Below are 14,020 nucleotides of genomic sequence, written 5' to 3'. Positions count from 1 at the left end.
CGTCAACCATCGAGTCTATGTGGGTGGGGTAGCGGGGTTTTACTATGGACATGGCGCACGCCGCGGCGACTTTGCGCTGGTGGGCGGAAGCAGGGGTCGACGTTCTGGTCGATGATCTGCCGCGCGACTGGCTCACGCGCGCGCCGGCTGCACGGGCGCCCTTGGCACCAATGGCCGATGCAGCCGGTGTCCCGACTGCCGCCGCGCGTGGAGCAGTCTTACCCGATACGCTCTCTTCCTTTGCCGCATGGATCGCCACGCCCGTCGCCTTCCCTGGCCTGCCGCCCCGCCGCGCTGCGCCGGAGGGTGATGCGAGTGCCGGGCTGATGCTGCTGGCAGACATGCCGGAGATGGATGCGCCGACCGAAGCGCTCGGCGGCAAGGCCGGCAAACTGCTCGACGGCATGCTGCGCGCGATCGGCCGCGGGCGGGAGAGCGCCTATCTCGCAACCCTGTGTCCGGCCCGGCCCGCGGGCGGGCGGCTGGCGGAGCCGGTGCGCGCACAGGCGCTGGCGGCGGCACGACACCACGTCTCGCTTGCGGCACCCCGCGTGCTGCTGTTGCTCGGCCAGGGCGCAGTGGAGACGTTCGGCTTGGAATGGCCGGCGGCGCGCGGCCGTAAGCATATTGTTAACCACGCGGCGGGCACGGTAACGGCCATCGCCACTTTCCACCCGCGCTTCCTGCTCGCGCACCCGGCCTGCAAGGCCGATGCCTGGGCGGACTTGCGGTTGCTGATCGCGGAGTTTGACGCATGACCAAGGCGCCATTCGCCATCGCCGCTTTTTCCTCGCTGCTGGCGGCGCCTGCCGTCGCGGCGGACACGACCCTGCCCGCCGGCTTCGCCATGCAGGCACGCACCAGCGTTTCGGCAGCGGCCATCGTCGGCACCACGGCGCCAGCGGGCCTGACCGCCACCCCCGCCTTGCCCCCCGCCCGCCCCACCCCCGCGGTGAGCGTATCGCGCCGGCTGCCAGCGCTGCTGACACCCGAACAGCGCGACAATTACCGCGCGATCTTCGCTGCCATGCGGGCGGAGGATTGGAGCGGGGCTGCGGCACGCCTCGACGGCATGGGTGATGGTCCGCTCCACGCGGTTGTTCGGGCCGAACTGATCCTCGCGAAGAACAGCCCCCGCGCCGAGCCGGATCGCATCGTACAGGCCATTGCCGCGGGTCCCGATCTGCCAGAGGCGCAGCAGCTGGCCGCAATGGCGCGGAAGCGCGGCGTCACCAGCCTGCCCGCGATTGTCACGCCGCGCGATCTCGTCCGGCTGGCAGGCGCGAGCAAACGCTCGTCAGCTCGCTCGGTGCGTGAGGACGCCGCCGCAGCGGCACTGGCTTCTCTCGTGCAGCCGATGCTGAAGGAGGATCGCCTCGCCGATGCGGAGGCGGCGCTGGATGCAGCTGTCGATCTGTCGTCCGAAGCACGGACGGAATGGCAGCAGCGGCTCGCCTGGGCCTTCTTCCAGGCAGGCGACGACGCCGGCGCACGACGGCTTGCCGCCCGCGCACAGGCGGGCAGCGGCGACTGGGCCGTGCAGGCCGACTGGGTGGCCGGTCTTGCCGCATGGCGCTCGCAGGATTGCGATGCCGCCGGCCGCGCATTCGATCAGGTGTCCAGGCGCGGGCGCGACGGCGAGACGATCGCCGCCGGCCTGTTCTGGTCCGCCCGGGCCGACACCGCCTGTCAGCGGCCGCAACTGGTGCAGGCGAAACTCCGGTCCGCCGCGCGCATGAGCGAGACTTTCTACGGCCTCGTCGCGACGGCGGCGCTCGGCACCACGCCGCCGGCGCCTCCGGCGCCGGTGGATCTCGCCGGGGCCGACTGGTCCCGGATCGAGGCGGTCTCGAACCTGCGCACCGCTGTCGCGCTGGCCGAAGTGGGCGAGCGTGGACTGGCTGACGAACTGCTGCGTCACCAGGCCCGGATCGGCCGGGTGCAGGATCACGAGACGCTGATCCATCTCGCGGCGCGGCTTGATCTGCCGGCGACACAGGTATGGCTAGCCCAGAACGGCCCCGCTGGTACCAGCCCCAGCCTCGCTGCGCGCTATCCGCAACCGGGCTGGACCCCGGCCAAGGGTTGGCGCGTCGACAAGGCGCTGATCTACGCTCACGCCCTCCAGGAGTCGCGCTTCCGCATCGATGCCACCAGCCCGGCAGGGGCGCGCGGGCTGATGCAGCTGATGCCCGGCACGGTCGATCTCGTCGCGCGCCGCAAGGGTGAGCCGTCGGATCGCAGCCGCATGACCGATCCCGCCTTCAACCTCGAATATGGCCAATCCTATCTGGAGCAGCTGCGCGACGGGGGGATCTGCGGTGGCCTGCTGCCGAAGGTGATCGCCGCCTACAATGCCGGGCCGGGCAACGTCGCCAAGTGGAACGAGCGGAGCCGCAACGCGGCCGATCCGCTGCTGTTCATCGAGGCGATCCCGTTTGCCGAGACGCGCGCCTATGTCGCCATCGTGCTTCGCAACTACTGGATGTACCAGCGCACCAGCGGTGCGGCGGCAGCCAGCCTCAAGGCGATCGCCCAGGGCATGTGGCCGCGCTTCCCCGGCCTGCCGGGCAAGTCGGCGCTGCGTCTGGGTGGCGTGGGCGCGACGGCAAGCGCCGAATAGGCGAACAGGATGCCCATCGACGAGAGCCGCACCTTTCTGCCCGTGCGTATCGCGGTGCTCACCGTATCCGACACGCGCACGGCCGCGGACGATCGATCGGGCGACACGCTGGCCGCCCGGATCGAGGCCGCGGGTCACAGCGTGGCGGCGCGAGCGATCGTGCGGGATGATGTTGCGGCGATCCGCAAGCAACTGGATAGCTGGATCGACGATCCCGCCATCGATGTCGTGATCTCGACTGGAGGCACCGGCGTCACCGGCCGTGACGTCACTCCGGAGGCGTTCGCGGCGACATGGGAGAAGCCGATAGAAGGCTTTGGCGAGTTGTTCCGCTGGCTCAGCTACAAGTCGATCGGCACATCGACGATCCAGAGCCGTGCCTGCGCGGGCGTGGCGCGCGGCACCTACTTGTTCGCGCTGCCAGGCTCCACCGGCGCGGTGATCGACGGGTGGGACGGCATCCTGCGCGACCAGCTCGATTCTCGGCACCGCCCCTGCAACTTCGTCGAGCTGATGCCGCGCTTGACCGAACGGTAGGCGTGCTGCGCGGCTGAGCCAAACCCGAGCTTACTTGCATTTCTGTTCCCGCTGTGTTCTCATGCGCCATGCCGAAGATCGGAGGAAGAGGCGCAACCGAGAATGCGGTCAGCAGCCGCTTCAACCTGCCCGTGCGCGAGGCAGACGGCGACTGGCTGGACGCGCAGGACGAGATTGACGGGCCTTCGTCGAAGCCGCGGACGCAAGTCGGCACGATCAAGGCGCGGACGATCATCTCCTACAATCGCTCGCCCGACGTGCCGTTCGATCGCTCGATCAACAATTATGCCGGTTGCGAACATGGCTGCGTCTACTGCTTCGCACGGCCGACCCATGCCTATCATGACCTGTCGCCCGGGCTGGACTTTGAGACTCGGCTTTTCGCCAAGCCGGATGCGGCGACGCTGCTGCGCACCGAGCTCGCCAGGCCCGGCTACACATGCCAGCCGCTGGCGCTGGGCACCAACACCGATCCCTACCAGCCGATCGAAGCGCGTTTCGGCCTGACCCGTGCCGTGCTGGAGGTGCTGAAGGAGACCCGCCATCCGGTGACGATCACCACCAAGTCGGACAGGGTGGTGCGCGATCTCGACATCCTGCAGCCCATGGCGGCGCTCGGCCTCGTCTCAGTCGCGATCTCGATCACGTCGCTCGACCCGCTCACCGCCCGCACGCTGGAGCCGCGCGCGCCGCACCCGTTGAAGCGGATGGCGGCAGTCCGGGCGTTGGCGGATGCGGGCGTGCCGGTGCACGTCTCGATCGCACCGGTGATCCCCGCCGTCACCGATCACGAGATGGAAGCCATCCTGACGGCCGCGGCGGAGGCGGGCGCGCGCCGCGCCTTCTTCATCCCGGTGCGCCTGCCGCACGAAGTGGCGCCGTTATTTCGTGCCTGGCTCGATGCGCATCACCCGGACCGCGCGGCCAAGGTGATGGCGATCATCCGTTCGCTGCGGGAAGGCCGCGAGAATGATCCGCGCTTCTTTACCCGCATGCAGGGCGCCGGACCATGGGCGGAGCTGATGCGCCAGCGCTTCGGCAAGACGTGCGCAAAGCTCGGGCTCAATCGGCAGAAGATCGAGCTTCATCGCGATCTGTTCAGCCCGCCGCGCGCCCCCTCGCCCCAGCTCGACCTCTTCTGAAACAAGTTCGCGGGATTGAAATATCTCGCTTGTTGTTACCGATCAGAAAAGAAACTAATCGGCGGCTGCAACCAAATGCCTCCCCTGCGCGTCAGGCCGCGACGCATGCGGCCTGCGGGGACGCCAGCGCCGTGGAGTGCAGACAAGTCTTGGGCGTCTATCAGCGAAATCACCGTGCCGGCTGGATGGCTGGCCTGTTGCTCGTCACGCTTGCCGGGTGCGGCGGGTCGGAAGAGGCAGAGCAGAAGGGCGGCGGCGGTCGCGGCGGTCCGGGTGCGCAGGGGCCCAAGCAGGTCGGCTTCGTCGTCATGCAACAGACCAGCGTGCCGCTGACCACCGAGCTTGCCGGACGTGTCGTCGCCTATGAAACGGCGGAGGTGCGGCCGCAGGTCACCGGCCTCATCCGCCGCCGCATGTTCGAGGAAGGCGCGCTCGTCCGCCAGGGGCAGACGCTCTACCAGATCGACCCTCGCCTTTATTCGGCGGCGGTGAACGAGGCACGGGCCAACGTATCCAGCGCGCAGGCCAATCGCGAGGCGGCGCAGATCCTCGCCGAACGCTATCGCCCGCTCGCGCAGCAGCAGGCGATCAGCCAGCAGGATTATACCAACGCGGTCGCCTCCGCGCGTCAGGCGACCGCCAGCGTCGCGCAGACCCGCGCGCAGCTGGAAACGGCACGGATCAACCTGCGCTTCACCAACGTGCCGGCGCCGATCACCGGGCGGATCGGACGATCGCTGTTCACGGTGGGCGCGCTCGTCACCGCAAGCCAGACGGATCCGTTGGCTGTGATCCAGCGGCTCGATCCCATCTTCGTCGACATTCAGCAATCCGCCGCCGAGCTGCTGGCGCTTCGCCGGGCTTTGGCATCCGGCGGCGTTTCGCCGACGCAGGCTCAGGTCCGACTCACGCTGGAGGACGGCAGCGACTATGGCCGCACCGGCACCGTCCAATTTTCCGAAGTGATGGTGAACACCAGCACCGGCACGGTGACGCTGCGCGCCCGCTTCCCCAATCCGGATGGGCTGCTCTATCCCGGCATGTTTGTGCGTGCAGGCTTCGCCCAGGGGATTGATCGCGGCGCCTTCCTGGTGCCGCAGGAGGCGGTTGCACGCGATGCGAAAGGCGGCGCGACGCTGTGGCTGGTCGGGCCCGCCAACAAGGCGGTGCAGCGGGGTGTCGTCGCAGAGCGGACGCAAGGCCGCTACTGGGTCGTGACGCAAGGGCTCAAGGTCGGCGATCGGGTGATCGTGCAGGGTACGGCCAATCTGCGCCCGGGTGGGCCGATCATCCCCGTGCCGGCGAATGCGCCGCAGCGCGTGGCGCCGCCCAGCAAGGAGCAGATGGAGAAAGCGGGCGACAAGGCGGGCGGCGCGCCCAAGGCGGGCTGACCTTATGTCCAGGATCTTCATCGATCGCCCCATCTTCGCATGGGTGCTGGCGATCATCGTCATGCTGGCGGGCGTCGGCGCCATCCAGGCGCTGCCCATCGCTCAATATCCTGACGTCGCGCCGCCGCAGGTGTCGGTGCGTGCCACGTATCCGGGCGCCTCGGCCGAGACGATCCAGAATTCCGTAACGCAGGTGATCGAGCAATCGCTCACCGGCATCGACGGACTGATCTATTTCAGCTCGTCATCCTCATCGCGCGGCACGGTGACGATCAACGTCACGTTCGAGAAGGGGACCGATCCCGACATCGCGCAGGTCCAGGTGCAGAACCAGGTCCAGCAGACCGTCTCGCGCCTGCCGCAGCAAGTGCAGCAGCAGGGCCTCGTCGTCCGCAAGTCCAACCCGGACTTCCTGCTGATCGCGGGCGTTTATGACGAGACGGACCGGATGACGTCGCGCGACGTGTCCGACTATCTCACCTCCAACTTCCAGGATCCGCTCGGTCGTATTCCGGGCGTTGGTGATACCAACGTGTTCGGTTCGCAATATGCGATGCGGATCTGGCTGAACCCCGATCGGCTCGCTTCCTATGCGCTGATCCCGGGCGATGTCGTGACGGCCATCCAGAACCAGAATACCGAGGTGGCGGCCGGCGAACTGGGTGCGCCGCCCGCCCCGTCCGACCAGTATCTCAGCGCCACCGTCACCTCGCTGTCGCGGCTGCAGACGCCGCAGCAGTTCCGCGACATCGTGCTGAAGACGCTGCCGAGCGGCGCGACCGTCCGGCTGGGCGACGTTGCTCGGATCGAACTCGGCTCGGAAAACTACAATGCGGTGATCCGGACCAACCAGCATCCCGGCGCGGGCATCGCCGTGCTGCTGGCACCCGGCGCCGACGCGCTGAAGACGGCCGAACTGGTCAAGGCGGAGATCAACCGCTCCGCCAAGGCTTTTCCGGCCGGGCTGAAGGTCATCTTCGCCAGCGACACCACCGCCTTCATCAAGCTGTCGATCGAGGAGGTGGTGAAGACGCTGATCGAGGCGATCATCCTCGTCGTCATCGTCATGTTCGTCTTCCTCCAGAGCTGGCGCGCCACGCTAATCCCGGCGATTGCGGTGCCGGTGGTGCTACTGGGGACGTTCGGCGTGTTCTATCTCGCCGGCTTCTCGATCAACACGCTGACCTTGTTCGGGCTGGTGCTGGCGATCGGCCTCCTGGTCGATGATGCCATCGTCGTCGTCGAGAATGTCGAGCGATTACTCGAAGAGAATCCGGGCATGAGCCCGCGAGACGCGACGATCCAGTCGATGAAGGAGATCCAGGTCGCGTTGGTCGCGATTGCGCTGGTGCTCTCGGCCGTGTTCCTGCCGATGGCCTTCTTCGGCGGGTCCACCGGCGTGATCTACCGGCAATTCTCGATCACCATCGTGTCGGCGATGGTGCTGTCGGTGCTGGTCGCGCTGATCCTCAGCCCGGCGCTGACCGCGCACCTGCTGAAGCCACGCAATGAATCGGGGGAAGGCGGCGCCGCCGCTTCGTTCCTCGAACGGCGCCTGCCGCGGGTAGCGCATGTGGCCGGACGCGCGACGCACTGGTTCAACGACCGCTTCGAGCGCGGCACCGAGCGCTATGTCGAAGCGACGCGGAAGGTCGTGGATCGCAAGTGGCTGTTCCTCGCCATCTACGTGGCGACGTGCGCGCTGCTCGCCGTGCTGTTCCTGCGGCTGCCGACGGGCTTCCTGCCGACCGAGGATCAGGGCAGCGCCAATGTCAGCTTCCAGCTGCCCGCAGGCGCGACGATCAATCGGACGCAGGAAGTGCAGCGCGCGGTTGAGGATTATTTCCTCAAATACGAAAAGGCGAACGTCGCGTCCGTCTTCGCGGTTGCCGGCGGCGGCGGCGGTGGGCCGAGCGGGCAGAATACGGGCAATGGCTTCATCAACCTGACGGACTGGGCGGAGCGCAAGGGCAAGGAGAATGCCGCCGACGCGATCACCCGTCGTGCCTCGGCTGCCTTCGCCGGCCTGCGCGACGCACAGGTGTTCGCGCTGGTGCCGCCGGCGGTCCGCGGCCTTGGCCAGTCGAACGGCTTCACCATGGAGCTGCAGAACAGCAGCGGCATGCCGCTCCTCAAGTTCCAGCAGCTGCGCGACCAGCTGCTTGCAAAGGCGCGCAGCGAACCCGCACTCGCCTCGGTGCGGCTGACCGAACTGCCCGACGTCGGAACGCTACGTGTCGACTTCGACCAGCAGAAACTCGCTGCGCTGGGGCTGACCCAGTCGGACGTGAACACCACGCTGTCGACCGCGTGGGGCGGTCGCTACGTCAACGACTTCGTCGATCGCGGACGCGTGAAGCGCGTCTTCGTGCAGGGCGACGCGCCATACCGGATGGTGCCCGAGAACCTGTCGCAATGGTTCGTGCGCGGATCGTCGGGACAGATGGCGCCCTTCACCTCCTTTGCGCGGAGCAGCTGGGCGCAGGCGCCGGTGACGCTGTCGCGCTTCAATGGCCTGCCGTCCTATGAGTTTCAGGGCCAGGCTGCGGCAGGCTACAGCTCGGGCGAGGCGATGGAGCGGATCGAGGCGCTCGCACGCCAATTGCCCGGCACGCAGGTGGCCTGGTCCGGCCTATCCTATCAGGAGCGGCTGTCCGCGGGGCAAGCGCCTTTGCTCTATGGCCTGTCGCTGCTGGTCGTGTTCCTGTGTCTCGCCGCCCTCTATGAAAGCTGGTCGATCCCGATCGCGGTGCTGCTGGTCATCCCCCTCGGCCTCGTCGGCGCGATCTGCTTTGTGACGCTGCGCGGGCTGGAGAATGACGTCTATCTCCAGATCGGGCTGCTGACGACGATGGGGCTGGCGGCGAAGAACGCCATCCTGATGATCGAGTTTGCCGAGCAGGAGGAGCGCAAGGGTGCGCGCGTGATCGATGCGGCGCTCACCGCGGCGCGTATCCGCCTGCGGCCGATCCTGATGACGAGCCTCGCCTTCATCTTCGGCGTGCTGCCGCTCGCAATCTCGACCGGCGCCGGCGCCAACAGCCGCATCGCCATCGGCACCTCGGTGATCGGCGGCATGCTCACGGCGACGATTCTCGCCATCTTCTACATCCCGCTCTTCTTTGTGCTGGTCCGCCGCGGCGTTCGCGACGGGATCGCCAAGCTGCGCGGCCGCCCAACCGGCCATCAGGGCGGCGGACGTGGCGACAAGCCGCACGGCCCGCACGGCGACAGCGACGGCGATACTCCACGACTGCCCCCGCCGGGCGATGGCGATCCGCCGCTGCTGCCCGCACCGGGAGCGCCCGCATGAGCCGCCGCATCACCCTCCTGCTTGCCGCGGCGGCGCTCACCAGCTGTACGATGGAGCCAAAGCTCGAGCGCCCGGCCCTTCCCGTGCCGCCTTCGTGGCCGGTCGGAGATGCCTACCTCCGCCAGCAGGAAGCGGCTTTGCCGAGCGTGTCGTGGCGTGCCGTTTTCCGTGATCAGCGCCTGCAGCGCATCGTCGAACAGGCGCTGGCGAACAATCGCGACCTTCGCATCGCGGCCGCCAACATCGCGTCCGCTCGTGCCCTCTACCGCATCCAGCGGGCGGACCTGTTCCCCGAAGTGGGCGTGACCGGAAGCTTCACCCGCGCCCGCAGCGGGGGCGCCACCAGCATCCGCACGGGCGGCGGGCTCGGCAGCGGCACGGGCGTCGGGACGGGCACGGGCGTCGGCAATGGCGGGGTCGGCACGGGCACCGGAACGGGTGGTACGGGCACGGGTGCAGGCACCGGCACCGGCACGGGTGTCGGTGCGGGTACAGGCGGCGGCGTGGTCAGCACCGGCGGATCAAGCCGCAGCGTCTATTCGCTGCAAGGCGGGATCACGAACTGGGAGATCGACCTGTTCGGTCGTATCCGCTCGCTCACCGACGCGGCGCAACGCCGTTATTTCGGACAAGAGGCCGCTGCGCGCGCAACGCGGCTGACGCTTGTCGGCGATCTGGCGGATGCGTGGCTGACCTACGCGGCAGATCGCACGCTCATGCGAATCGCCGAGGATACGGCCCGCTCCGCCGAGGACAGCGTGCGGCTGACGCGGGCGCGGCTGAATGGCGGTGTCGCGCCGCGCACCGATTTGCGTCAGGCGGAGCAAATCCTCGCTACCGCACAGGCCGATCTCGCCACGCAGCGTACGGCCTTGGCGCAGGATGCCAATCTGCTCCAGCTGCTCGTCGGCGCGCCGGTCGACCCCGCCCTCCTGCCCGCGTCGATTGAGGAAGCGGCGGCGACCGTCGGAGAGCTGCCGGCCGGGCTGGACTCTACCATCCTGCTGCGGCGGCCCGACGTGGTTCAGGCCGAATATGAGCTGCGCGCAGTGAATGCGGAGATCGGCGCGGCGCGGGCGGCGCTATTCCCGACCATCTCGCTCACCGGCGTGCTCGGCTTCGCGTCCACGGCCTTGTCGTCGATGTTCAGCAGCGATTCGTTCAGCTGGTCGGTATCGCCGCAAGCGCGCTACTCGATCTTCCGGGCGGGTGCGGGGGTCGCCAACGTCCGCTACAGCGAGGCGCAGCGCGATGCCGCGCTCGCCACCTACGAGCGTGCCGTGCAGAGCGCCTTCCGTGAGGTTTCGGACGCATTGGCAAGGCGCGGCACGATCGCCGACGAACTCGCCGCCCAGCGTCGCTTCCGCGATGCCGCGCTGGATACGTTCCAGCTGACGCAGGCGCGCTATCGCGGCGGCATCGACACCTTCCTGTCCAGCCTCGATGCGCAGCGCTCGCTCTACTCCGCGCAGCGGACGCTCGCCTCGACCGAGCTGACGCGAGCCAGCAATCTCGTCTCGCTCTACCGCACGCTTGGCGGCGACCAGACGCTGGACGCAACGCCGGGCGGCCCGGTGCCGCTGAGCCCGGAGGACCCGCCCCGCAGCGCGCCACAACGCTGACGCTCAGCCGAGAAAGGCGTCCTTTGCCGCCCGCAGACGGGCGAGTTCTTCCACCGTTTCAGCACGCATGAACGGGTTGGTCGCGCGCTCGGCAGCGATGGTGGTTGGCACCGTCGCCTCCCCCCGCGCCCGGGCGGCATCGATCTCGGTCGCGCGGGCGCGGATCGCCTGATCGTGCGGCAAGGCGACGACCGCGAAGCGCGCATTCGACTGGCTATATTCGTGGGCGCAATAGACCCGGGTGTCATCGGGCAGCGTGGCGAGCCGCGCCATGTTGGCGAACATCTGCCCGGCATCGCCCTCGAACAGCCGGCCGCAGCCCATGGCGAACAGCGTATCGCCGACGAACGCCGCCTGCGCTTGTGGCAGGTGATAGGCGATATGTCCGGCCGTGTGCGCCGGCACCGCCAGCACCTGTGCCTCAAGCTCGCCGATGCGGACGGTATCGCCCTCGTCCACCGCATGGTCGAGGCCGGGGATCTTGCCCGCTTCCCCGGCGGGGCCGGTGATCGTGCAGCCGGTCGTCGCCTTGATCGCGGCATTGCCGCCGACATGATCGGGATGCCAGTGCGTGTTCCAGATCTGGCCGATGCGCCAGCCGCGCTCCGCCGCCGCCTCAAGCACCGGCTCCGCGACGGCGGGATCGATCACCACCGTTTCCGCGCTCGCCGGATCATGCGCCAGCCAGACGTAATTATCGTCGAGCACGGGCACCCGCACGATCTCAAGCATCGATCCCTCCTCTGCCGGCGCGACGATGGTCATCGGCCGTAGATGCGGTCAAGCACCGCCGCCACGTCGACCAGCCGCTCGGCCGCCGAATCGAACCGCGAATCGGCGGCGAGGCGCAGCGCCCAGTCCGCCCCGGCCCGCCCGCCCCAGGTGTCAGGCGGTGAGGCAAGCACCTCCCGCTCGGTGCCGCGGAAGCGTTCGGCGGTGAAATCGTAGAAGGAGCCGTCGACATTGCGCAGCGCTGCCCCGCCCTCCGTGCCGTAGAAAGCAGCGGAAATCTCCGCTGGCCGGCCGGCATGCAGCCGCCACGAACAGGCCAGCCGCACGGCGATACCCCCGTCCAGCGTGAAGGATGCGAGCGCGAGATCCTCCACCGCCTGCGCGTCGCGCGGGATCGGCGCACCACCCGCGAACAGGCTGGCCTGCACCTCGCCTTGCAGCGCGGGAAAGCCCGTCGCCCACAATGCCAGATCGACGAGGTGGACGCCCAGATCCATCACGCAGCCGCCGCCCGACTGCGCGCGATCGTAGAACCACGGCTTGTCCGGGCCGTAAGCGTTGTGGAAGACGAGATCGATCGCCTGCAGGCGGCCAAGGGATCCGGCCTGCACCAGCGGCGCGATCGCGGCCATGCCGGCGGTGTGGCGATAGGAAAAATCGACGCCGAGCAGACGATCCGCTGCTCGTGCCGCAGAAACCACCGCCGCGGCCTCGCCCGCATCGCGGCCAAGCGGTTTCTGGCAGAACACGGCCGCGCCCGACTCCAGCGCTGCGATGGATTGGGCGGCATGGAGCGCGGAGGGCGTCGCGATCACCACGCCATCGAGGCCGAGCGCCAGCATTTCGTCGAACGAGTCCACCCGCTCCGCCCCGGGGGCGAGCGCGAGTGCTTCGGCCGCCATCTCGTCGGATGGCTCACAGATGGCAGCGGCGGCGACGGCACCGGTGGCGAGCATCGCCTCCATCCGGTTGCGCCCGATCCAGCCGACGCCGAGGAAGCCGAGCCGTGGCTGGCGTACCGGACCGCTCATTCCACCGTCACCAGTGCCTTGACGAAGCCGTCCGGCTTGTCGCGCGTGGCATCCAGTGCCTCGCCCACCCGCTCAAGCGGGTAATGGTGCGTGTAGAGCGGCGTGGGATCGAGCCGGCCGCTCGCCACCGCATCCACCGCTTCCCGTAGGCCCGCGAGGCACACGGCGGGGTCGCGCTCATGCGCGTTGATCACGTCGATGCCCTTCCAGTTCCACGCCTGCATGTTCACCTGGCGCGGACCGTCCTGGTGATAGCCGGCGATGACCAGCCGTCCGCCGAAGCCGATCAGTTCCGCCGCCAGATCGAGCGGCCACTGCTTGCCGACGGCCTCGATCACCCGCTCGCAGAAGCGGTCTTCGGTAAGCGCGCGCACGCGTTCGATGATTGCCCAATGATCGTCCATCGGGATCGTCTCGGCCGCCCCCCATGCCCGCGCCAGCTCCAGCGAGCTTTCGCGGCGCGAGATGGCGATCACGCGCGCGCCGGCGTCGCTCGCCAGCTTGGTAAGGATGGCGCCGAGAAAGCCGATGCCGACGATCGCGACGGTCTGGCCGGCGCGGATGTCGCTGCGCCGGAAGATGTTGAACGCGCAGGACAGCGGCTCACCCGGAAAGGGCTTGCCGTCCAGCTCGGGCGGCAGCTTTACCAGCGCATCGGCGCGGGCGATGTCGTAGGCCGCAAAGCTATGGCCGGACAGCATGGCGACGCGGTCGCCCACAGCCAGCCCGTCCACGCCTGACCCCACGGCATCGATCCGTCCCCAGCCTTCATGACCGAGACCGCCTGCCTCCAGCGGATAGCTGAGCCAGGGCAGGCCGCCCCACGGCTCGAGGTTGGACGCGCAGACGCCGCACCCTTCGATCCGCACGCGCACCTCACCCTCGCCGGGCTCCGGCACGGCCACCGTCTCCATCCGCATGTCGCCGGGCGCGGCCAACACCGCCGCACGCATCGTCGTCATTCCCGTCACGCTCCGCTCATCAGGTTGTCAGGTCCGCCGCTCACGGCCGCTCGTTGAGCGCGATCAGCCGCGCATGGCCGCTGTCGAGCGACAAGGTGGTGAGCGAGGCGGGATTGCAGTCGAAGTCGAGCAAGCGGTCCAGGCTCCAGCCCATCAGGTCGGAGACGAGGCCGCGGATGACGTCGCAGTGGCTGACGTAGAGCATGGTGCCGCCCTGCACCGCCGTCGCCTCCACAAAGGCGCGGACGCGCGCTACCGCCTGCGCCATCGTCTCGCCGCCGGGCACTGCGGCGCTGCCGCGGCGCGCATTCCAATCGTGCCATGCGGGATCTCCATCAAGTTCGGCGAACGCACGACCTGTCCATGTGCCGAAATCGATTTCGTCGAGCGCCGGGGCGGACTGGACAGGAAGGCCGGTGCGTGCCGACACCGCCATCGCTGTCTCCTGCGTTCGCCGACGCGGGCTGGCGCAGATACCATCGAGCGGCGTCGCCGCCAGGCGGGTGGCGAGCCGTTCCGCCTCGGCCGCGCCCGTCTCGCTCAACCCGATTTCGGACCTGCCGCTCAGCACATGGCCGACCTCGGCATGGGTGCCGTGCCGGGCAAGAAGGATGATCGCGCTCACGAGCGCGGCCATGCCCGCCCGCGCCCCGCCCCCGCAAGCCCG

Annotated in this window: 11 protein-coding genes; 7 read left to right on the top strand and 4 right to left on the bottom strand. The window is 68.7% G+C overall.

What is annotated here, in order from left to right:
* Positions 1–44: 44 nt before the first annotated feature.
* The 7 genes from BM360_RS01580 (at position 45) to BM360_RS01550 (ending at position 10,628) form a co-directional block, all read left to right on the top strand.
* On the top strand, positions 45–758 hold the full coding sequence (locus BM360_RS01580; RefSeq protein WP_242653253.1) for a uracil-DNA glycosylase family protein: 714 nt from the start codon (positions 45–47) through the stop codon (positions 756–758).
* Positions 755–2,623 carry a lytic transglycosylase domain-containing protein gene (locus BM360_RS01575; RefSeq protein ID WP_242653252.1) on the top strand — a complete coding sequence of 623 codons (1,869 nt, stop codon included), beginning with the start codon at positions 755–757 and terminating at the stop codon, positions 2,621–2,623. Before BM360_RS01580 ends, BM360_RS01575 begins: the two co-directional genes overlap by 4 nt.
* A gap of 9 nt (positions 2,624–2,632) precedes the next feature.
* Positions 2,633–3,160: a molybdenum cofactor biosynthesis protein B gene (gene moaB / locus BM360_RS01570; protein WP_093309721.1), complete on the top strand. Its 528-nt coding sequence runs from the start codon at positions 2,633–2,635 to the stop codon at positions 3,158–3,160.
* A gap of 68 nt (positions 3,161–3,228) precedes the next feature.
* Positions 3,229–4,302: a PA0069 family radical SAM protein gene (locus tag BM360_RS01565; RefSeq protein WP_093309718.1), complete on the top strand. Its 1,074-nt coding sequence runs from the start codon at positions 3,229–3,231 to the stop codon at positions 4,300–4,302.
* A 185-nt stretch (positions 4,303–4,487) separates the two neighbouring features.
* Positions 4,488–5,693 (top strand): efflux RND transporter periplasmic adaptor subunit, encoded by a 1,206-nt coding sequence (locus tag BM360_RS01560; RefSeq protein ID WP_093309715.1) that lies wholly within the window; start codon positions 4,488–4,490, stop codon positions 5,691–5,693.
* 4 nt (positions 5,694–5,697) lie between these two features.
* Positions 5,698–9,006, top strand: coding sequence for a multidrug efflux RND transporter permease subunit (locus BM360_RS01555; protein ID WP_093309711.1), 3,309 nt, complete (start codon positions 5,698–5,700; stop codon positions 9,004–9,006).
* Positions 9,003–10,628: an efflux transporter outer membrane subunit gene (locus tag BM360_RS01550; RefSeq protein WP_093309708.1), complete on the top strand. Its 1,626-nt coding sequence runs from the start codon at positions 9,003–9,005 to the stop codon at positions 10,626–10,628. The genes BM360_RS01555 and BM360_RS01550 overlap by 4 nt, the downstream gene beginning before the upstream one ends.
* A gap of 3 nt (positions 10,629–10,631) precedes the next feature.
* On the opposite strand, the gene gloB is transcribed toward BM360_RS01550, so the two are convergent.
* The 4 genes from gloB to BM360_RS01530 are packed head-to-tail and all read right to left on the bottom strand — an operon-like array spanning position 10,632 to position 13,990.
* On the bottom strand, positions 10,632–11,360 hold the full coding sequence (gene gloB, locus BM360_RS01545) for a hydroxyacylglutathione hydrolase (protein ID WP_093313570.1): 729 nt from the start codon (positions 11,358–11,360) through the stop codon (positions 10,632–10,634).
* A 29-nt stretch (positions 11,361–11,389) separates the two neighbouring features.
* Positions 11,390–12,391 carry a Gfo/Idh/MocA family protein gene (locus BM360_RS01540; RefSeq protein WP_093309706.1) on the bottom strand — a complete coding sequence of 334 codons (1,002 nt, stop codon included), beginning with the start codon at positions 12,389–12,391 and terminating at the stop codon, positions 11,390–11,392.
* Positions 12,388–13,353, bottom strand: coding sequence for an MDR/zinc-dependent alcohol dehydrogenase-like family protein (locus BM360_RS01535; protein WP_207544556.1), 966 nt, complete (start codon positions 13,351–13,353; stop codon positions 12,388–12,390). Before BM360_RS01535 ends, BM360_RS01540 begins: the two co-directional genes overlap by 4 nt.
* A 40-nt stretch (positions 13,354–13,393) precedes the next feature.
* The gene (locus tag BM360_RS01530; protein ID WP_242653251.1) at positions 13,394–13,990 is read right to left on the bottom strand and encodes a histidine phosphatase family protein; all 597 of its coding nucleotides are present in this window, start codon (positions 13,988–13,990) and stop codon (positions 13,394–13,396) included.
* Positions 13,991–14,020 lie beyond the last annotated feature (30 nt).

Origin of the sequence: Sphingomonas jatrophae (genome assembly GCF_900113315.1) — a bacterium.
Lineage (GTDB): Bacteria > Pseudomonadota > Alphaproteobacteria > Sphingomonadales > Sphingomonadaceae > Sphingomonas_P > Sphingomonas_P jatrophae.
The sequence above is the reverse complement of the archived record's forward strand: the minus strand, read 5'-3'. Positions and strand labels throughout refer to the sequence as shown.